This window comes from Thermaurantimonas sp., assembly GCF_046299575.1.
GTDB lineage: Bacteria > Bacteroidota > Bacteroidia > Flavobacteriales > Schleiferiaceae > Thermaurantimonas.
On record NZ_JBKBHX010000001.1, the window covers coordinates 117,204 to 139,324 of the forward strand.

Annotated in this window: 13 protein-coding genes and 1 pseudogene; 13 read left to right on the forward strand and 1 reads right to left on the reverse strand. The window is 45.4% G+C overall.

Annotated elements, in window-relative coordinates:
• The first annotated feature begins 24 nt into the window (after window positions 1-24).
• A complete protein-coding gene (gene der, locus ACK4EX_RS00470) occupies window positions 25-1,338 on the forward strand; it encodes a ribosome biogenesis GTPase Der (RefSeq protein WP_409768611.1) in 1,314 nt (437 codons plus the stop codon).
• A gap of 7 nt (window positions 1,339-1,345) precedes the next feature.
• On the opposite strand, the gene ACK4EX_RS00475 is transcribed toward der, so the two are convergent.
• Complete coding sequence (locus ACK4EX_RS00475) at window positions 1,346-2,941, reverse strand: NADP-dependent glyceraldehyde-3-phosphate dehydrogenase (RefSeq protein ID WP_409768615.1); 1,596 nt, start codon at window positions 2,939-2,941, stop codon at window positions 1,346-1,348.
• Window positions 2,942-3,068: 127 nt separating this feature from the next.
• Between ACK4EX_RS00475 and ACK4EX_RS00480 the strand changes: the two genes are divergently transcribed.
• The 12 genes and pseudogenes from ACK4EX_RS00480 to ACK4EX_RS00535 all read left to right on the forward strand — a co-directional run bounded on the left by ACK4EX_RS00480 (window position 3,069) and on the right by ACK4EX_RS00535 (window position 22,117).
• A complete protein-coding gene (locus ACK4EX_RS00480) occupies window positions 3,069-7,457 on the forward strand; it encodes a fibronectin type III domain-containing protein (protein ID WP_409768618.1) in 4,389 nt (1,462 codons plus the stop codon).
• Window positions 7,458-7,762: 305 nt separating this feature from the next.
• Window positions 7,763-9,136: a pyridoxal phosphate-dependent decarboxylase family protein gene (locus tag ACK4EX_RS00485; RefSeq protein WP_409768621.1), complete on the forward strand. Its 1,374-nt coding sequence runs from the start codon at window positions 7,763-7,765 to the stop codon at window positions 9,134-9,136.
• A gap of 7 nt (window positions 9,137-9,143) precedes the next feature.
• Complete coding sequence (locus ACK4EX_RS00490; protein WP_409768624.1) at window positions 9,144-10,274, forward strand: MFS transporter; 1,131 nt, start codon at window positions 9,144-9,146, stop codon at window positions 10,272-10,274.
• An 82-nt stretch (window positions 10,275-10,356) separates the two neighbouring features.
• Complete coding sequence (gene purH / locus ACK4EX_RS00495; protein ID WP_409768627.1) at window positions 10,357-11,862, forward strand: bifunctional phosphoribosylaminoimidazolecarboxamide formyltransferase/IMP cyclohydrolase; 1,506 nt, start codon at window positions 10,357-10,359, stop codon at window positions 11,860-11,862.
• A gap of 25 nt (window positions 11,863-11,887) precedes the next feature.
• Window positions 11,888-12,913: a rod shape-determining protein gene (locus ACK4EX_RS00500; RefSeq protein WP_409768630.1), complete on the forward strand. Its 1,026-nt coding sequence runs from the start codon at window positions 11,888-11,890 to the stop codon at window positions 12,911-12,913.
• A gap of 54 nt (window positions 12,914-12,967) precedes the next feature.
• On the forward strand, window positions 12,968-13,801 hold the full coding sequence (gene mreC, locus ACK4EX_RS00505; protein WP_409768633.1) for a rod shape-determining protein MreC: 834 nt from the start codon (window positions 12,968-12,970) through the stop codon (window positions 13,799-13,801).
• Window positions 13,788-14,309, forward strand: a complete 522-nt coding sequence (locus ACK4EX_RS00510; RefSeq protein ID WP_409768636.1) for a hypothetical protein — start codon at window positions 13,788-13,790, stop codon at window positions 14,307-14,309. The genes mreC and ACK4EX_RS00510 overlap by 14 nt, the downstream gene beginning before the upstream one ends.
• A complete protein-coding gene (mrdA, locus tag ACK4EX_RS00515) occupies window positions 14,306-16,162 on the forward strand; it encodes a penicillin-binding protein 2 (protein ID WP_409768639.1) in 1,857 nt (618 codons plus the stop codon). The genes ACK4EX_RS00510 and mrdA overlap by 4 nt, the downstream gene beginning before the upstream one ends.
• Window positions 16,159-17,415 (forward strand): rod shape-determining protein RodA, encoded by a 1,257-nt coding sequence (rodA, locus tag ACK4EX_RS00520; protein ID WP_409768643.1) that lies wholly within the window; start codon window positions 16,159-16,161, stop codon window positions 17,413-17,415. The genes mrdA and rodA overlap by 4 nt, the downstream gene beginning before the upstream one ends.
• Before the next feature lie 432 nt (window positions 17,416-17,847).
• Window positions 17,848-18,859 (forward strand): annotated as a pseudogene (locus ACK4EX_RS00525) (3-oxoacyl-ACP synthase III family protein).
• Window positions 18,860-18,958: 99 nt separating this feature from the next.
• A complete protein-coding gene (locus tag ACK4EX_RS00530) occupies window positions 18,959-19,609 on the forward strand; it encodes a carboxypeptidase-like regulatory domain-containing protein (RefSeq protein ID WP_409768645.1) in 651 nt (216 codons plus the stop codon).
• Between the two features lie 9 nt (window positions 19,610-19,618).
• The gene (locus ACK4EX_RS00535; protein WP_409768648.1) at window positions 19,619-22,117 is read left to right on the forward strand and encodes a TonB-dependent receptor plug domain-containing protein; all 2,499 of its coding nucleotides are present in this window, start codon (window positions 19,619-19,621) and stop codon (window positions 22,115-22,117) included.
• The last annotated feature ends 4 nt before the right edge of the window (window positions 22,118-22,121 follow it).

Here is a 22,121-nt window from a genome sequence, read left to right on the forward strand (position 1 = left end):
TTTAAGAAGTGTTCGCAGCGCATTATGGCAGGAATAGTATCGATTGTAGGCAGGCCAAACGTTGGCAAATCAACCCTTTTCAACCGTCTCACAGGCAGGCGAGAGGCTATAGTAGATGACACACCGGGGGTGACTCGTGATCGAATCTATGCCCCAGCGGAGTGGTTAAATCATTCTTTTACAATAGTTGATACTGGAGGTTATACAGAAGGCTCAGACGATAGTTTCGAGGCTGAAATACGCAAACAAGCTCGACTAGCTATTGAAGAAGCCCATGTGATCATCTTTGTGACTGATGGTCGTGAAGGACTCACCCCCCTCGATGAGGAAGTGGCCGAACTTATTCGAAAAAGTAAAAAGCCTCACATACTTGCAGTTAATAAAATTGACAGTCCGTCTGATGATTTTGCTATTTCTGAGTTTTTAAAATTAGGCTTTAAAGACACATTTCCTGTATCGGCCATTAATGGTCATGGCACTGGCGAATTGCTTGATAAAGTCATTAGCTATTTGCCCCAAGAAGCGGATAAGAGTATCGATTACACCGAAGAGCTGCCAAGAATTTGCGTAGTCGGTCGCCCAAACGTTGGAAAATCGAGTTTTTTAAACGCCCTTACCGGTCGCGATCAGCACATAGTATCTGAAGTAGCCGGCACTACACGCGATGCTGTACATACGCGCTATACTATGTTTGGTTTTGATTTTTATCTGGTAGATACTGCAGGTCTTCGTAAAAAAGGTAAAGTTACCGAGGATCTGGAATTTTACTCTGTAATGCGTGCCATTAAGGCGATTGAAAATTCAGATGTCTGTATTTTAATGCTTGATGCTTCAAGAGGTATTGAATCTCAGGACTTAAGCATTTTTCACTTAATAGAGAAAAACCATAAAGGAGTAGTAATAGCCGTTAACAAGTGGGATTTAACTGATAAATCGCATGAAACGGCTACCGCATTCAGAAATGCGATATTAGAAAAAATTAAACCCTTTGACGATGTGCCGATTTTATTTATATCGGCCACAGATAAAATTAGACTTTTGAAAACCTTAGAAGAAGCTCTTGAGGTATATAAGCGACGTAAAACAAGAATACCCACCAGACAACTTAACGAGTTGCTATTGCCCATTTTTGAAAATCAGCCACCCCCCGTGTATAAAGGCAAGAGCATTTCGATAAAATACATTACACAATTACCAACTCCGCGACCACAATTTGCGTTTTTTGCGAATTTACCTCAGTACATCAAGGATCCATATAAGAGGTTTGTGGAAAATACAATCAGAACGAACTTTGATTTCAAAGGCGTTCCTATAGATATTTTCTTCCGCAAGAAATAATTGTTTTTTAAAAGACAAATCGAGTTGAAATGAAGTGAGAGTGACCTTGATTCACAATCTCTCGAAGTAAGACTTTACTATGTTCATCCATTTTAGCTGCCACTACCGAACGGATGGAAAACGATCTAAGAGCATCGTACACCGATAATGTACCTTCTGCAGAATCTTTGCGACCGGTAAACGGCAAGATATCAGGGCCGCGCTGACATTGACTGTTGATGTTGACACGGCTTACCATGTTTACCAGTTGATCAGTGAGGAGGCCAATCTGTTGAGGAGAATTACCAAAAATACTGACCTGCTGGCCGTATTTAGAATTTTCGAGATAATCGAAAATTTCTTCAAGATCACTGTAAGGCACAACGGGCACTACTGGCCCAAATTGCTCTTCGTGGTAAATACGCATCGTATCGTTAACTGGATAAAGAACTGTAGGTGAGTAAAATGGATCCTTTCTGATACCTCCATATGCGTTTTGAATGGTAGCCCCTTTCTGAAGAGCGTCTTCTACGATTTCCTGAAGATACTTTGGCTTGTTTTCGTCGGCCAGTGGTGTAATGTTGACCTTTTCCTCCCAAGGCAAACCTACTTTCAACGCATCAGCTTTAGCTGAAAATTCTTTTAAAAATGCATCAGCTAAACTTCGATGAACAAAAATGATTTTAATGGCCGTGCATCGTTGACCATTGAATGAAAATGCACCTGTGATACACTCAGAGGTAGCTACTGAAATGTCAGCATCAGGAAGGATAATAGCCGGATTTTTGGCATCAAGACCTAAGATAGACTTGAGCCGATTGGACTTGGGATGCATTTTTTTTAGTGAGTCAGCTACGCGACTCGTTCCTATCATGGCTAGTACATTTACCCGGCCTGACTGCATAAGCGGTGGTACTACTACACTTCCCTTGCCATATACATAATTTATAACTCCTGGAGGAAAGGCCTCTTGAAAAGCTTTCTGTAGATAATAATGCATCAAAACACCAGGCCTTGGTGGTTTCATTACCACCGTATTTCCCATTATAAGGGCAGGAATAACTAAAGTGTACGTCTCATTAAAAGGATAGTTGTAAGGCCCCATGACAAGTACCACTCCAAGCGGAGTACGGCGAATCTGCCCGATAATTCCCTTCTCAATGACAAATCTCGACTGCGTGCGCTCAAGATTTTTGAGCTCATCGACAGTTAGATAAATGTACTCAATGGTGCGGTCGAATTCTTTTTCGGCATCCGTGCGCGATTTACCGATCTCCCACATAAGGAGTTGTACGATTTGTTCGCGTTGGGCATTGGCCAGTTTAGCAAATTTTTCAATTGCTGCAATCCGGTCTTCTACTGCCATTGTAGGCCAAAGTCCCCGACCGCGGTCATATGCCTTACAGGCTGCATTGAGAGCAGCCAAAGCAGCTACCTCGTCCATATCAGGGTATGAGCCTAAGTATTCATAAAAAGAATTCTCTGCAGGTTCGCTCTTGATGGGGGAATACACCTTGGTAAATGGGCCATTCCAAGGAACGATCTTTCCGTCTAAAAGATAATCATTAATTTCCAACACATTATGTTTAATAGATTTTGTCAATTGAAGCGCATCTTGACTCATTTTCAGCTAAAACGTTTAAAATTTTGCTAAAATTCATTTTTTAAAGCAAATAATTTGTAACCTCTGTAACATTTCTATACACTGTAGATTGATTCATTTAAATTTGTTATTTTAAAAATTCTAAATCATGAAAAGAATTACGTTTTTGCTTGGATGTATAGGATTACTCTTGTTTACTGCAAAAGGTCAAATCAATTCGTATATTTTTACGATCGATAGCCTTGGAACATATATTCCAATAACTGGTGGAGTAGTATTAGGTAACGCGTCTACTGACGACCAAAGATTTGTAGATCCCGCTCAGCCGCTTGGAGGTACTACAGAAACAGGTCCTGGATTTCCCATTGGTTTCAACTTTGTATATAATGGTGTGACATACGATCGCCTCGGTATTCGGGCCGATGGTCTGATTCGTCTCGGTATCTCAGCCGATGGAAATCAAGCTGTTAATATGACAGGGGCCGGATACACTGCCATTAGCAGTACCTCTACTGCTCCGGCCAACAAACAAGCGACTATTTGTGGCTTTAACCGCGACCTTCAGGCAAACGGTAATGCATCAGAGATCCGACTGCAAACCATAGGTACTGCTCCAAACAGGATTTGCATAGTACAGTGGACTAACTACAGGAGATTCGGCTCTGCCAATACCGCTGATACTATAAACTTTCAAATACGTCTGCACGAAACGACCAATTCCGTCAGTATCGTTTATGGCCGATTTGCAACACCTAATACAGGCACTAGCGTTACGGGTCAGGTTGGGCTCAGGGGCTTTTCAAATACCGACTTCAGAAATGTAACTACTACTTCTACATGGGCTAACGCTGTACCGGGTACAACAAATACAGCGGCCATGCCTTTTGTTTCAAACAATCTACCGGCTCAAGGCCTAACCTATAACTGGGCTGTACCTTCTTGCTTTGCTCCGGGCAGTGTTTCGTTTACCAACATTACACACAATTCAGCCACTGCAAACTGGGCTGCTCTGAACCCGTCCATCGGATATCAGTTACAATTTGGCCCTGCTCCACTTACGCTTGGACAAGGAACAACTGTTACCGTAACGACAGGAACTACGTACAATTTTACAGGTTTGACTTCAGGGGTACAAATGGCTGTATTCATTCGAAACATTTGTAGCTCCACAGATACTTCTGTATGGCAAGGACCGTTCACTTTTACACCTCAGTGTTCAGTTCCGACAGGATTTAGTGTCGTAAATGCAGACAGTACTCAAATTACACTTGGCTGGGCTCCGAATGCCAATGTGACATTTGAAATTGAATACGGTCCAGTTGGGTTTACAATAGGAACCGGGACGATTATTACTGGAATTACTGGTAGTCAGCATACCATAACAGGTCTCAATCAAAGTACTCAGTACCACTTTTATCTACGCTCGCGATGTGATTTGACGACTGTATCTAACTGGACGACGGCTCTTTTTGGAGCCACCACATGCGGTACATTTAATCTTCCTTTTTACGAAGATTTTCTGAGTTGGCCACCTTTATGTTTCAGCTTTTCTACTACAGGTACTGCTACACAAAACTGGTCTCACTTTACTACCGGGGGTGTTTCGCTGGCAAGGGCAAATTTCTGGAGCTGGACAAATGGAATTACTGCCAGAATGCAACTACCAAGAATTCAGCTGAATCAACCTTCATGGATAAAATATGCATGGTCACATCAGTACAATGCTACCTATCCGAATGACTCTTTATTTCTTGAGATAAAAATCGATACTTCGACTACTTGGACACGCTTACAATCACTAGGAGGTCCATCATTCAACACACCAGGTAGCGGCACTACTACTCCAGGACAATTTGCCCAGGAAAGCGTAGTAATACCTTCTTCTTTCATTGGCAAAAAAGTCGATATCAGACTCGTAGGCCGGTCCGGGTTTGGTCCTGATGTATTTATTGATTTCATTGAAGTAGAAGCTATACCGAGTTGTCTTCCTCCATCCGCCATTACAGTTACGAACGTAAGTATCAACGGAGCAACTGCTACTTTCACAAAAAACAATACTACATCTGCCACACAGTGGGAGGTGGGTACCGTAGGCTTTACGCCCGGTTCTGGTCTTCAAGTTGTATCAGGCTCTGTTACAGGCACCACAATAAACATCACCGGTTTACAGCCCAATACTCAATACCAACTTTATGTACGAGACAGCTGTAACTCAGCTTCTTACAGTGCATGGATTGGTCCTGTTTCGTTTACAACTCCATGTGCTGCTGTTTCTATGCCCTTTAATGAAACCTTTACCACCTGGCCTCCATCTTGTTTCACTTTCAGTACAACCGGATCTGCCACACAAAACTGGTCACACTTCACAACCGGTGGTGTCACTTTGGCAAGAGCTAATTTCTGGTCATGGAGCAATGGTATCAGAGCAGTGATGAACACTCCTTTTGTTCATATTTCACAAGCAGCACAGCTTAGGTTTTATTGGTCTCATTTATATAGTTCGGTCTATCCAAACGATTCCCTAATTGTGCTTTCCCGAAACGACAGTACGGGCATAGCTGATACCATTCTCAGACTGGGTGGTCCTACTTTCAATACCCCGGGCGCAGGCAATACAACCCCTGCACCGACTTTCGTAGAACAAATTGTAACGTTACCCACTTCATATGTTGGTAAAAATCAAAGATTTGAATTTCATGCCAGAAGTGGGTTTGGCCCTGATGTCTTTATCGATCAAATTATTGTGGAAAATATCCCGGCATGCCCTGCACCACAAAACTTTGTTTCAACAGGAAACACAGCTACTTCAGCCACTTTTAGCTGGACTCAGGCCGGAACCAATGCCGGTAACTGGGATATTGAATGGGGACCAGTTGGTTTTGTACCGGGCTCAGCTGTAGGAACTATAGTAAATGTAAATACCAATCCCGCTACTGTCACCGGGCTGCCTTCAGGTTCTTGTATGGACTTTTACATCCGCACTAAATGCCCATCTGTAAGCGACTCCAGTGCTTTTGTCGGACCCGTCACATTGTGTCTGCCCATTCAGTTCGATGTTCAGACTACTTCAGTACATAGTCCTTCGATACTCGCCTGTGGCAGTACAAGTACACCCGTGCGAATGATCATTAGAAACAACGGTTTTGACCCTGTAAGCAATATTCCGGTGGTTGTAATCCTCAGTGGTGACATTACCCAGACTCTAAATTCGACATACACGGGTACTCTGCAAAACGGCCAATCGGATACAGTGCTGCTGGGCACCATCAATACTGCAAATGGTGCTAACTTGCAGATAACAGCTTACACTAACCTTGCAACTGACCAGGACAAAAGCAACGACACAATAAAAATAAATTCCACACAGATACCCCTTGCTCCGAAAGCCGATACTGCCCTGGTATGTGCCGGTGTAGATACCATCACTCTTAAAGCTCAAAACTGGCCAGCCGTCTCATATCAATGGTTCTCATCGCCTACTGCTCAAACGCCACTGGCCACAGGTCCGACTTTCTTTGTGCCGTCCATAGCTGCACAAAATACTTACTACCTAGGCTATGGCTCTCTCAGCGGCTCGCAAACTTTCACCTACACAGCTGGCGACATACAGTCAGACCGAAACTTTACTGCCTTACCCGGCTCATCGGCTTGCCCGGGAGTAATGACCATCAATCTGCCGCTTGGTGTCACAGTCGATTCAATTCGCGTAGAGTACAACTTCACAGCTGTTGGATCTGGCTGGATGAGCGAACAGCGGTCACAACTTCGCTGCATCACCACTGGTCAGTCAGAAGCTCAGCTTTTCAGTGGTACAGGTACCACCACAGGTACTATGACCTATGTGCGTTCAGGCCTCACCATTGCTAATGGCGTGGTAACAGGTCCGCTTGTCTTCCAGCTTCATGCAGGCCGCACCTTCGGAGGCTCAGGTTGCGACGCTTCGTTCAATTTTATACCAAACAACACATGGAAGATCACTGTTTTTTACACCGGTGCACCATGCTCTAATGTACGCACCCCTGTCACCGTTGGCACACAGCCACAACCTACAGCTGCTTTCACTTACACAGCTACCAACTATGTGGTGAACTTCTCTGCCAACGTAACCAATGCCGACTCTGTACATTGGACCTTCGGTACTGCGGGCAGCAGCAGCCAGCTGAATCCCACATTTACCTTCCCGGGCAATGGTACTTATCCTGTCTGCCTGAAAGCCTTCAACAAATGCGGCAGCGCCACCACGTGTGATACCCTTAAGTTCAGCATCGGCCTTGCCGAAAACACCCTCGGCCATCTGCTGAAGCTCTATCCCAACCCCAGCGATGGTCGCTTTGAGCTTACCTTCAGCGACGATCTGAGCGAGCTTCCCATTCGCATTATCGACCTCACTGGCCGCACCGTTCACACTGCGCTTATCAATTCGGCCAATGGAATCTTTAGACACAGCTTCGATCTAAGAAAACTCCCGGCAGGAACTTACTTCGTACAAATCGAAAGCTCAGCCGGTACGCTCAGTAGAAGATTCATTGTACAATAAAAGCTTTTACAGCCAATCCCAAAAACCGCTCTTTTCACGCAAGAGCGGTTTTTTTTTGTGTGTACTTCCAGTCTTTCGTTTGCACTCAATAGTTCGGGTGTACCCAGAAAAGGCAATGTTAGTCGGCATTGGTTGTGGCTTTTTGCTCCTATCCTTCACGCAGGTAGCTGGTGCCAATCTTTGCATCGGCCATAGTCCATAACCCTCAAGTACCTATTGCAGAGTGCTTTTCATCCAATTTCTTCCTTTCTTAAACCACAATTTTTCTTTTAAACTTGTGGAACGAATTCAACGAATTGATTTATATGGCAATTGATAAATTTTCAGATAGGAGAAACCAAATTTTCCAGAACCTTCAGGCAATCGATGCGGCTGATACAGCGACCAACACGGGTCGACTGTTTGCCTATGCATACGATGCGGGCGACAGCCACATCAAAGAGCTAGCCCTCGACGCCTATCGCATGTTTGCAGATAAAAACGCTTTAGACTTCACAGTTTTTCGCAGTGCAGTTTTTTTTGAAAAAGAAATTTCCCGCAGATTAAAACAATGGATCAACGCTCCTGAATCAGCCACGGGAGTCTTCACAGCCGGCGGTACAGAGAGTGCAATGATAGCTGCACTGAGTGCTCGTGAGCACTTCAAAAAACAAGGGAAGGCAGGCACACCTGAGATTCTTGCTCCAGACACAATCCACCCCTCAATGAGCAAAGCTGCCTTCTATCTCGGAATGCACATCAGAAAAATTCCTGTCGATTCAGAAGGTAGAGTGCATGTGCACCAAATCCTACAGTCTATTACTGAAAGTACTGCTTTGATTGCACTTTCAGCTCCTAACTGGACCTACGGCACAATAGATCCAATATTCGAAATAGCCGATGTAGCAGCCATGAAAGATATACCCGTACATATTGATGCCTGCATGGGAGGCATGGTGCTGCCCTTCTTGTCCATGATTGGTCATGCAATTCCTGCTTTTGATTTTCAAATACCCGGAGTTCAATCCATTTCTGTTGATTTTCACAAATTTGGCTACGCTCCTAAAGGTGCCTCTATGGTACTCTTTCGCACGCCTGAGTATGCAGCAGGTTGTATGTACGTCGATGCACATTCGCCAGGATATGTCTTAGTTAACAGAGCTGTGCTCTCCACCCGCTCTGTTGGTCATATGGCTGCCACCTATGCCGTATTAGAATTTGTGACTGAAGATGGTTTTAAATATTACGCTAAGAATATCTCAGAGGCCAATTCACTTTTTAAAAAGACACTCGAAAAGCTCGGCTTTCGGATTACCACACCCTCCGTGCCAATTGTACTTACAGCGTATCACCCAAATGCAGACGTAGCCAATTTTGCCCTCAACATGAAAAAGAGGGGTTGGATTCTTCACGTACTCAAAAGTTATAGCAAAGACATAATACCTCCTTCCATTCATCTTACCATTAACCCTATACACACTCGTGTAATTGATGACTTTTCTCGCGATGCCATGCAGGCACTAAAAGAAGATTCGGGAATTAATATTTCAGAAATACAAAAAAATTCACAGCTGTATATTCAAAAGCTCATCTCAGGTGAGCTTGATGCCATGCTGATTCCCTTAGTCATAGATTACGTGCCTGCTAAAATGGCTACCGAACTCATAAAACAAAAAGTATCTGACTGGTTTAAATCTTAAAATTCTAATGCCTAAAAAGCTTTATTTTATCGGGTATCTGTTGTTAACTTTTTCTTCTCAAGCCATTTGGATCACATTTGCTCCAGTAGTCAGCCAGATTGCAGCTGAGGTGGGAACTACAGCCACCCATATCGGAATGTTAGCTGTTCTATATCCCATATTCTTTCTGCCTCTATCTCTCCCGGCCGGACGATTGATCGATTCAAACCTGAAAAAATATGTCTTGCTTGCAGTACTGCTTACAGCTTTGAGTGCCTTAGGTCGATTTATTAGCCAAGATTTAGTAACACTTTACTTTTGTCAGATTTTAGCAGCAGTGGCCCAGCCCTTTGTGCTCAATGGCTTTGTACCGGTGGCACACACTTTATTTCCAGCCCAAAGAAGTAGGGCTCTCTCTGCCCTCAGCGTTGCCATGTATTCAGGAATGGCTTTCTCACTTCTTACTGGAGTTTACCTCTACGAGCGTTTTGGTATGTACGGACTGCTATGGCCATCAGCTATCACTGGCCTCTCAGGATTGGTACTTATTGCATTAACTTATAAATCAATTGATTATAAACCTTTACATTCGAAGTTCCATTTTTCAGAGATAAAGACATTGATGAAGAGCAAGCCTGTTTTGCTACTTGGTTGTATCTTAGGATTGGGCGTAGGCACGTTTGACAATTTATCCACTTGGCTAGAACCCGCCCTGCAACATACGGAAGCCTCTACTTCAGCTGGAAGCGCTATGGGAATGGCCATTTTAGCTGGGATTTTTAGCGTAGGACCTGTCGTTGCCCTCGTGGCAAAGCGAGGCTGGCATACGCAGTACCTGCATTTTGCCACTCTGGCAGTATCAATGAGTATGTACCTGTTGTCTATGCATCATCCCGTATGGCTCATCAAAGGCATTTTGATCTTCGGAGGCTCAGCAATGTTTCCCGCTTATCCGATTATTCTCGAGTTAGTAGCTGAACGCCACTCAAATGTTGGCCTCGCTACAGGCGCTGTAGGCATGGTAAGCCGCGTGATCACAGTAACCCTGACTGTAGCAGCTGCACTTTTCATTGCTGGTCCCAAGATGTTTTTTACTTATCTGTCCATTCCCGTTTTAGTGGGATTTTTTTTGATATTTTTTTATGAAAAAACATCGTGATTACTTCGACTGATTAACCATAAGCTTAGTCAGGTGATGCCTGAATCAATGTAACTTTGCATGAATTTTAAAAAAAGCCGGAGTGTCCGTTAAAAAAATAAAAACTGCCTTAATATCAGTCTATTACAAAGAGGGTTTAGATCATTTAGTAAAAAAATTACACGAACACGGTGTGGAAATCTATTCCACTGGTGGTACGTTTAGGTTTATCGAAAGTTTAGGCATTCCCGTACTTTCTGTTGAGGAGCTCACTGAATTTCCTGAAATTCTTGGCGGAAGGGTTAAGACGCTGCACCCTGCCATATTCGGGGGTATTCTGAGGCGCGATTCTAACCCCCACGACTTACTTCAGATCTCTGAGCACGGCATAGTTCCCTTCGATTTAGTGGTAGTCGATCTATACCCATTCGAAGAGACGGTAAAAATGGGTAGTACAGAGCAAGAAATCATTGAAAAAATAGACATCGGCGGAATCAGCCTCATTCGGGCAGCTGCAAAAAATTTTACCGATGTCGCTATAGTTTCCTCCAGATTTCAATACTCCGACTTTTTAAACTATTACATCGCCTCAGAAGGCACCACTGATCTGACCTATCGAAAAAGCTTAGCCGCTGAGGCTTTCCGCATTACCAGCCATTATGATACAGCTATCATGCACTGGTTTAATGGTTGGCCGCTCTCTACCTCCGAAAAGCGCCCCTTGCGCTACGGTGAAAATCCACATCAACGGGGCTGGTTTGAGGGCAATCTCGACGAAATTTTCACCCAGCTCAGTGGTAAAGAGCTTAGCTACAACAATTTACTTGACATTGATGCTGCTCTCTCCTATCTGAACGAGTTTGATGACACTACGTGTGTCATTGTAAAACACAACAACGCCTGTGGCCTTGCGTCGAGACCTACCGCTTACCAAGCATGGACCGACGCCCTCAAAGCCGATCCTGTCTCTGCCTTCGGAGGCATCATCGCGCTCAACTGCCCGGTCGACGTACACACTGCTGAAGCAATTTCGAACATCTTTTTTGAAGTGCTGCTCGCTCCAGATTTTAATGATCAAGCCTTAAAAATACTTCTGGGAAAAAAGAATCGGATACTACTGAGGTATAAACCCTACACTCCGGGTAACATCCTCAAAAGATCAGCATTGAATGGTTACCTTTTACAGGACAGAGACCACCATACCGATTCAGTAGATGATCTGAAGTACGTAACTAACAGAAAACCAACAGATAAAGAAATTGCTGATATGTTGTTTGCTTCCAAAATCAGCAAACATACCCGCAGCAACACCATTGTGCTGGCCAAAGACGGCATGCTGCTGGCCGCCGGCACAGGCCAAACTTCAAGAGTTGATGCTCTGAAGCAAGCCATCCTAAAGGCACAGTCTTTCGGACTCAACCTTGAAGGTGCCTCCATGGCCAGCGATGCGTTCTTCCCCTTTCCCGACTGTGTTGAGATTGCCCATCAGGTAGGTATCTCGGCGGTTATTCAGCCGGGAGGGTCTATCAAAGATCAGCTGAGCATAGACTATTGCAATGCACATAACATGGCAATGGTCTTTACCGGCTATCGCCACTTTAAACATTGATAACAATCTTAAAGACTTTTGATACATGGGACTCTTTGATTTTCTGACCGAAGAAATAGCCATCGACCTCGGTACGGCCAATACGCTGATCATCCACAGAGATAAAGTGGTTGTAGATGCACCATCGATCGTGGCTATAGATCGAAACACCAACAAAATAATAGCCGTAGGCCACCAGGCCCGTATGATGCATGGCAAAACTCATGAGAATATTAAAACCATCCGACCGCTGAAGGATGGAGTAATTGCAGACTTTGAAGCCTCCGAGCACATGATCAGGGAAATGATCAGGAGTATCCCCGGCTTGCGCAATCGGTTTTTTACTCCATCACTGCGCATGGTCATTTGCATACCCTCAGGTATCACTGAGGTGGAGAAGCGCGCTGTGCGCGACAGTGCTGAGCATGCCGGAGCTAAAGAGGTGTATCTCATTCAGGAGCCTATGGCTGCAGCTATCGGTATAGGGGTAGATGTGCAGGAGCCCAAAGGAAATATGATCATAGACATCGGTGGTGGTACTACCGAGATTGCCGTAGTAGCCCTTGGTGGTATCGTATGCGACAAATCAATCAAAGTAGCCGGCGATATCTTTACCAACGATATAGCCTACTACATGCGCACCAAACACAACCTCTTTGTGGGCGATCGCACCGCTGAAGAAATAAAAATTCAGGTTGGTGCTGCCCTCGATGAACTCGATAACCCACCCGACGATATGGCCGTACAAGGCCGTGACTTGCTAACTGGTAAGCCAAAACAGGTAGTTGTAAACTACAAGGAAATAGCACGTGCGCTCGATAAATCTATCATCCGCATCGAAGACGCCATTATGGAAACGCTCTCCAACACACCCCCTGAATTGGCTGCTGATATCTACAACAGCGGTATTTATATGGCTGGAGGTGGCAGCATGCTCAGAGGGCTTGATAAGCGTATCTCAATGAAAACAGACTTGCCGGTGTATGTGGCCGAAGACCCCCTCAGAGCTGTAGTGAGAGGTACCGGAATGGCACTTAAAAACCTGGACAAATACAACTTTCTTAGCCGTTAATCTGGCTGAGAAAGTTCTTTACCCATACTACAGCTACCAACTCCGGCAACAGGCATGAATAAAGTTTGGCTCTTTTTTGAAAAAAACGCCTATCTACTATTCTTTCTCTTTCTTCAGTCCATCGCCCTATCCCGAGTTATTAAACACAACTATTTTCAAAGTTATTTGTGGTTCACTGCCAGCAACTATGCTGTGGGAAACCTTCATAAGATGGTTTTCGACATTAGGGAGTACCTCAGCTTAAAAAGTCAAAATCAAATCCTTCAGCGCGAAAATGCCACGCTTAGAAACGCTCTTAATACCGAGCCTTTAACCGAAGCGAACTATAGGGGATATGTAAACGACACGGTTCGCAAACAGGTGTACACCTATCAAGAGGCGAATGTGCTCTACAGCACCTACAACCTTCAAAACAACTACATGATCATAAACCGCGGCTCAGTGCACGGCATTAAGCCCGGTATGGCCATCATTACGCCTGTAGGAGTAGCTGGCATCACAAAAGACGTCGATTCCCACTACTCTACTGCCCTCACCGTGTTGCACAGCAAGTTTTCCATCAGCTGCCGGCCAATCAATAGTTACAACTTTGGTTCGCTCACTTGGAATGGCAAAAACTACCGATATGCCCAGCTCATTGACCTGCCGAAGCAGACCCGCATTCGAAACGGCGACACCGTAGTTACCGACGTCCGTAGTCTTATCTTTCCCGAAGGCATTCCGGTAGGCATTGTAAAGAGCTATAGACTGCGCGATCCGGGTGATTTCATCGAAGCTCAAGTTGAGCTCTTCACAGACTTCAGCAGCATCAATCAAGTATATGTGATCGACTTTCTTGAGAAAAAGGCTATAGAAAACCTGAAATTACTCATCAATGAAAACAAGTGACGTCGCTCTATGGCTTGTAGCAATCGTATTTGCCATCGTGCTTCAAATCGGAGTGCTTGATCAAGTGAAGCTTTCAGGCTACATCAATCCTCAGCTGCTACCTGCTATTGTGATAATGTCTAAACCTGTTTTCAATAAATATGCTCATCTGTTTATCGCTTTCCTAGCAGGTTTTGCCATTGATGTGTGGAATTCTACTGGTGGGCTTTACGCCTCTTCCCTCACCCTGCTTTCATACCTACCTCTTCAAAGAGTACTTGGATATGCAGCCTTACAAGAGGCAAAAAGCATCCGCATCGAAACCGTAAAACTCAACCGATTTTTACTCTATCTTACACTTTCGTATTTGCTGTTTTTTATATGGATGTATATGATTGATTCCTTTGAATTTGGAAATTTTCTAACCCTGCTTAAAAAGGTTATCTTGTCTTCCCTCGTGAGTCTTGCACTTATTGTACCTATCGAATACGTTTTGACCAAAGGAAAAGGCTTTAAAAGCGGCAGATGAAGCGAATTACCTTGTTTATCGTATTTCTGATCGGCACCTGGATCATCTTCATAGTCAGGCTTTTCTATATCCAGGTGGTCGATGACAGATGGAAACTTTCTGCCGAAAATAACGTAATCCGAACCCTCAAGATTTACGCCCCTCGAGGTGAAATCATGGACCGAAACGGAAAAGTGATTGTCGCCAATCAAGTAGCTTACGACCTGATGGTGATCCCCATGCAGGTTCAGACAATGGATACAGCAGAATTTTGCCGACTTTTTGCCATCTCAAAAGAGTTTTTCATAAAGCAGCTCGAAGCTGCCCGTGGCTATAGCCGGTATAAACCATCGGAATTTATCCGCTATATACAGGCAAAAGATTATGCCTACCTTCAGGAGAAGCTGTTTCTCTTCCCCGGCTTTTTTTTCCAAAAGCGTACCCTACGCACATACCCCTACTCTGCAGCAGCCAATGTGCTTGGATACATAGGCGAAGTGGATGAAAAAACCATAGAACGAAATCCGGAGTACACTCGGGGTGACTTTATCGGCGTAGCAGGTATCGAAAAGTCTTACGAAAAATACCTTAAGGGCAAACATGGGGTGCGACGTATTTTGGTAGATGTGCGCGGCCGCGAAAAAGGGCCTTATAAAGACGGTATATTCGACTCTCTTGCCATACCTGGCAGCGATCTGGTGGCTACCATCGACATCGAGCTGCAGATGTACGGCGAAGCTCTGATGAAAAACAAACGCGGTAGCATTGTAGCCATCGAACCATCAACCGGCGAAATTCTCATGCTCGTCACCAGCCCATCGTACGACCCCAATCTGCTTGTTGGTCGCGATAGAAATATAAACTACCGTAAGCTCTACAACGATTCCATCAATAAGCCGCTCTACGACCGTGCTCTACTGGCTGAATATCCTCCTGGCTCTCCTTTCAAAATCCTCCAAGCCCTTGTTGCATTGCAGGAGGGGGTTATTCAGCCCTCCACTACCTTCACCTGCGGTGGAGGCTTCAGAGCAGGTAGTCTATTTGTGCGCTGCAAGTGCGGCACTAATTACCCACTACCCCTGTTGGCCGGAATTTACAAGTCGTGCAACAACTACTTCTGCAATACCTACAAGCGCATTATTGACAAATATCCCAACGCCCCTACCGGAGTCGAAATCTGGAGCCGCCATATGAAAAGCTTTGGTCTCGGCACGTACTTCGATAACGATCTGCCCACCGGACGCAAAGGCTTAGTGCCCGACTCAGCTTATTTCAACCGCAGCTTCCGCACCAATAAATGGAAAACCCTCAACACCATCTCTCTCGGCATTGGTCAGGGTGAGATGCTAGTCACGCCAGTACAATTAGCCAATGCAGCAGCTGCCATTGCTAATCGCGGCTATTATTACACACCCCACCTCATCAAAAAAATTGATGGAAAACCTATTACTAACCCACACTATACCAAGCCCAAAAAAACCACGGTCGACAGCATACACTTTCCGACAGTGATTGAAGGCATGTTTCAAGTATTTGAGCAAGGTACCGCACGAGCCTCCCGAATTCCGGGAATAGAACTCTGCGGCAAAACCGGAACCGCCCAAAACCCCCACGGCCAGGACCATTCCATTTTCATGGCCTTTGGCCCGAAAGACAACCCCAAAATCGCGATTGCCATCTTTGTCGAAAACGGCTACTGGGGTTCACGCTGGGCTGCACCCATTGCCTCACTCATCATTGAAAAATACCTAACAGGCAAAGTTGAGCGCAAAGACCTCGAAAAGCGCATGATGGAAGGCTCTCTTAAAGAAGAATACGACCGACAGCTTATCAAAATCTTTGGCCAGAAGCTCCTAACCTATCAACACCCATGAGAAAGAGGGAATCGATTTTCGAGGGTATCGATCTATCTGTACTTTCGCTGTATTATATCCTTGTTTTTATTGGCTTTATCAGTGTACTGGCCGCTGTATACAATCCCGAAACGTTTTCGCTTACTAACCTCTCACTCAACTACAACAAGCAACTTATCTTCATTGTAGCCTCTACTATCATCGGACTTTTAATACTCAGCATCGAAGGCCGACTCATTGAGCCCTTGTCCTTTCCTTTTTATCTGCTCACTTTATTTCTACTGGTTGCAGTGCTGTTTTTCGGTGTCAAAATTTCCGGTGCCCGATCGTGGTTTCAGATAGGCGCCTTCAGCCTTCAGCCCGGCGAATTTGCCAAGCTTTCTACTGCCATGATGGTAGCCACCGTGCTGGGTTCAGCCACTAAAAAGAATTTCAATAAAAAGATTCTTCTCGCCACACTGATCGTTTCCATTCCAGCATTACTCATTCTCCCTCAACCCGACCTGGGCAGTACAGTAGTATTCAGCTCTTTCCTTCTTGTGTTCTATCGCGAGGGGTTATCCATTTACTTTGTCCTCATTGCCTTAGCTCTTGCCGTATTTTTCATCTTAGCATTGGTAATCGACCCTCTTATTCTATCGCTCGTTTTAGGCGGCTTTGGCCTATTTATAGCCATTCTCTGGCGTAAGAGCCGTTCCGTATGGCTAACAACCCTTGGTGTCACAGCATTTCTGGTGCTTTTCATTCAATCAGTCGATTATGCCTTTTATAACCTTCTTGAAGACAGACATCGCAATCGCATCAACATTATGCTCGGCAAGGCTCATGACCCAAAAGGCATCGGCTATAACACTCACCAGAGTATGATAGCCATCGGCTCAGGTGGTTTATGGGGAAAGGGCTTCCTCCAAGGCACACAGACTAAGTACGATTTTGTGCCTGAGCAACAGACCGATTTCATCTTCTGCACCATAGGCGAAGAGTGGGGTTTTGTCGGCTCCTTCATCTTCGTCACGATCTTTCTAATCTTCATTTACCGCATCCTAGTGCTGGCTGAGCGACAAAAGCTTGCCTTTGCGCGCATTTTTGCCTATTCGGTGGCCAGCATCCTCTTTTTCCATTTTGCCGTAAACATAGCTATGACTATTGGCCTCTTTCCTGTTATTGGTATACCCCTGCCTTTCATCAGCTCTGGAGGCTCATCTATGCTTGCTTTTTCTATGATGATTTTCATCGTCTTACGACTCGACTCTTACCGCACCGAAATTTTATAACACTTTTTTGTAATTTGGACATGTTCCTCGCTTCACTTGCTGCGCTCAGTCTTTTGGATTTATCCAGATAAGTTGTAAAAAGTATATTCACTTGGATCGCGATCGTACTGACAAGGCAGTTATTAATGACTTCGTCTGAATCAGCCAGCTGCTCACATGGGCCGTAACGTACCCGCTAAGGGCTCATATCTCCTCTTTCTCCTCAACAGGTCGCGGCTATAAGGCCGCGTCTCAGTCACACATTCTGAAAGCAAAATTTTTCATAACAACTTTCATTAAGATCGAATGTTAAAGTCATCCTTTCATCAATCCAGACATTGCCTAAGGAGCATACCCACCCAATAGTTTAGTGAATCCCAATATTAACTTATCGATTTTTTCCTTAATCAATTCATAACAAATTTTTTACCTTGCGCCACCTAATAGAGAAAAATGTATCGTTCGAAAATTACAGGCATAGGCCATTATGTGCCTGATCATGTAGTTACAAATCACGATCTGGCCAAGCTGATGAACCAGCGACGAGTGGATTGTAGAGCGCACCGGCATCAAAGAGCGCCGATTCGTGAAAAAGGGAGATGGCAACACCCCATCCACTATGGGCACAAAAGCTGCCCTCATGGCCATAGAACGCGCCGGCATCACTAAAGACGACATCGACTTCATCATTTTTGCCACACTTTCACCTGATTATTATTTTCCTGGCCCTGGAGTACTGGTGCAAGAGCAATTAGGCGTGCGCGAAATAGGTGCCCTCGATGTACGCAACCAGTGTAGCGGCTTCGTGTATGCTCTTAGCGTAGCCGACCAATACATCAAGACCGGCATGTACAAAAACATACTGGTAATAGGCTCTGAGCTTCACAGTGGAGGCTTAGACTTTACCGACAGAGGCCGCAACGTTAGCGTTATCTTCGGCGACGGTGCAGGCGCAGTAGTCGTATCACGTGCTGAAGAAGGCGAAGAGGGTGGTATCCTTTCCACCCATCTCCATTCAGAAGGCAAATACGCCAGAGAGCTCGCCCTCATAGCCCCAAATACCAGCAAATGGGTGCCCGAGTTGATTAAAGAAAACGATCCGGATGACACCTCTTATTACCCATACATGAACGGCAACTTCGTATTTAAACATGCCGTAGTTCGTTTTTCAGAAGTCATACAGGAGGCTTTAGATGCCAATGGATATAAACCTGAAGACATCGACCTGCTGATACCACACCAGGCAAACCTGCGCATCAGCCAGTACATTCAGCAGAAGATGGGCCTTGCAGAAGACAAAGTGTACAACAATATTCAGCGATACGGAAATACGACTGCTGCATCTATCCCCTTAGCCATGAGCGAGGCCTGGCAAGAGGGCAAAATCAAGCATGGCAACCTCATCTGTCTGGCAGCCTTCGGCAGCGGATTCACATGGGCTTCAGCACTCATTAAGTGGATATAACGTGCTGTTAAAGCCTGTAACTTCAATTGATTAATAAGTACTTTAAGACTTGGCGGGTACTATTTTTGTATTGAGTCAAAAGAAAAGACAAACATCTTCTTGAGCACATTCAGAATACTTCTTATAACGGTTTTTGCTCTGAGTTCCCTTGGCGGGTTGGCTCAAAAGGGAACTAAAGCTATCCAAATTTCGGGAGTCGTAGTTACCGACGACGATATACCTCAATTTATCCCAAACACACACGTGCTCATTCGCTCCCGCGGTCAAGGCACCGTAAGCAGCAGCGACGGATTTTTCTCTATTGCCGCCATGCCGGGCGATACCATTCTCTTTAGCTGCATCGGCTTTAAACGGGAGAAGTTTTACGTATCTCCTGAGCTGAAGGACGAGAAAGGCTATTTAATGACCATTACCCTCGTGCGCGATACCACCATGCTGCAAGAGGTAACCCTCTACCCCTGGCCATCACGCGACAGGCTCTACACTGAGCTTCTCGCTATGCGCCCTCAAACGACAGAACTCGATATAGCCCAGCGCAATCTGGCCCTCGAATCGCTCAAAGACCGCGCCCGTGCCATGGGCTTCGATGCTTCAGAGGCGGCAAGACATGTGATGCGACAACAAGAACAAGCCATCTATAACTACAATCGATACAACGGCTTAGCCAATGGTGGACAAGCAATGCTCCTACAGCTTTCCAACCCTTTTGCCTGGCTTGAACTATTCGAATCCTTGAAAAAGAAAAAGTAACGACCTAATTTGAGATCACCCTTCCTCTGGCGATCGAGCTTACTAACTCTTGTATTACTGGTAGGTAGCAGCATTCGGCTTTTTTCCCAAACGGCCCTCATCACCGGAACAGTTACTAATCAAGATGGACGACCTCTGGAGCGTGTAGAAGTCTATTGCCGCGGATTTATTACCTACACTTCGGCCGATGGAAAATACCGCCTTGAAGTGCCTGCCATGAAAAACTCCTGGATCTACTACTATCATTTTGGCTATAAAAAAGACAGTCTCAAGGTTGATCTGCAGTCAAACAAAGAGTACAGCTTTAAAACCGTCCTTAAACTACTTGCTGAAGAACTTGCTGAAGTTCAGATAATAGAAGAAAAAAGCCGCATCACCAACACTACCGTGATCGATGTAAAAGCACTTGACATGCTCGCCGGGCCAGTGAGCGGTGTAGAAGGCCTCATCAGGCTGCTGCCGGGCGTCACCTCTCGCAACGAAATGAGCTCGCAGTACAATGTGCGTGGTGGAAACTTCGACGAAAATCTCGTGTACGTCAATGGCATTGAGGTTTATCGCCCCTTTCTGGTGCGCAATGGCCAGCAAGAAGGTCTCAGCTTCATCAATCCCGACATGGTGGGCAATATTGAGTTTTCAGCCGGCGGATTCGATGCGCGCTATGGCGATCGCATGGCCTCAGTGCTCGATATCACTTATCGAAAGCCCGAAAAATTCGGCCTTCGCTCCGAAGCAAGCCTCATGGGTGGAAGCCTCACTGTTGATGCCATCGGCCTCAAAAACCGCTTCACAGCTCTGAGCAGCATCCGATACCGAACCAATGAACTACTACTAGGCTCCCTCGATACAGATGCTGACTTTCGGCCGCGATTTACTGATGCACAGGTATACCTCACCTATTCGCTTAACGACCGGTTAGAATTGAGCTTCCTTGGCAACTACTCTCGAAATATTTACAAAGTAATCCCCTCTGTACGAACCACCAATTTCGGTACTGTGCAGCAGTCGCTGCGGCTCACCGTCTTCTTTGACGGTATGGAAAATTATGACTTCACAACGCGTTTCTCAGCGCTAGCAGCTGACTTCAGGCCCAACAAAAAACTCACTATGCGCTGGGCAATATCGGCCTTTCAAACCACAGAACAAGAGTTTTTTGACATTGCCGGCGCCTATCGCCTGGCTGAGCTCGACAACAATCTCGGATCCGATCAATTCGGCGACATCCGCTTCATTCGCGGTGTGGGAGGATTTCAAAACTATGCCCGAAATTTACTCGATGCCATTGTAGTAAATGCTCAATACACCTCAACTTTTGTAAGCAAAGGTGGAACATGGGGCTGGGGCCTTCGCTGGCAAGCTGAAGACATCATCGACCGCTACAAAGAATGGGAAACCATCGACTCCGCCGGCTACAACCTGCCGCACCTCAGGCGATACATCTTCAGAGCCGATACACTTGGTAACGTATTTGTCGATACGGTTGAACCCAGAGGCCTTTTCTTATACGAAAGCTTCGACTCCAGAGCTTCAGTATATTCTCAACGATTCATGGGCTATGGCGAATACTCTTCAAACCGCAAGCTTCTCAATGGCGACCTTTATTACACAGCCGGTCTGAGGTTCAACTACTGGGATTTAAACGACCAACTCCTCATCATTCCGAGATTTACACTTAAATACAAACCCGCAGGACAAAAAAACCAGATATATCGCCTATCGCTGGGGTCATACCACCAGCCGGCCTTCTATCGCGAGATGCGCGATATCAGAGGCAATGTAAACACCCGCCTGCGTGCACAGGAGAGTTACCACCTGGTAGCTGGGCTCGATCAGGTAGTCACCCTTTGGGAGCGACCCTTTCGCATCGTTACAGAGTATTACTTTAAGTATCTCCGCAACCTTGTGACCTACGAACTCGAAAACGTACGCCTTCGCTACTCAGCGCGCAACAATGCCGATGGATTCGCCACTGGCCTCGATTTTCGCATCAATGGTCAGTTTGTCAAAGGCATCGAATCTTGGTTTAGTGCTTCCATAATGACCGTGCGCGAGCGGTTACGGGATAAACCCCAGCTCGGTTATCTGCCTCGACCTACTGATCAGCTTTTCAACGCAAGTATTTACTTTCAAGACTATTTACCCAAAGATCCCACCTGGCGCGTTGGACTTACTTTAAGCTTCGGGACAGGCATTCCGTTTAATCCTCCGCAATTTGAGCGCACTGCCACTACTTACAGAATTCCGCCCTATCGACGCGTAGATGTGGCTTTTTACAAAGTGCTAAAAGAAGAAGGAAAGCCCTCTAAATACCGTGCCTTCAATGCGTTGAAATCAGCGTGGGCAGGAGTTGAAGTTTTTAACTTGCTTGGCATAAGAAACACAATCAGTTATCTGTGGATCAAAGATATAAACGCTGCCAATCCTGATCTCACCACAGGCAGACAGTTCGGAGTACCGAATTATTTGACCAACAGATTGATAAACGTAAAAATGGTGTTGCGCATCTGAATTT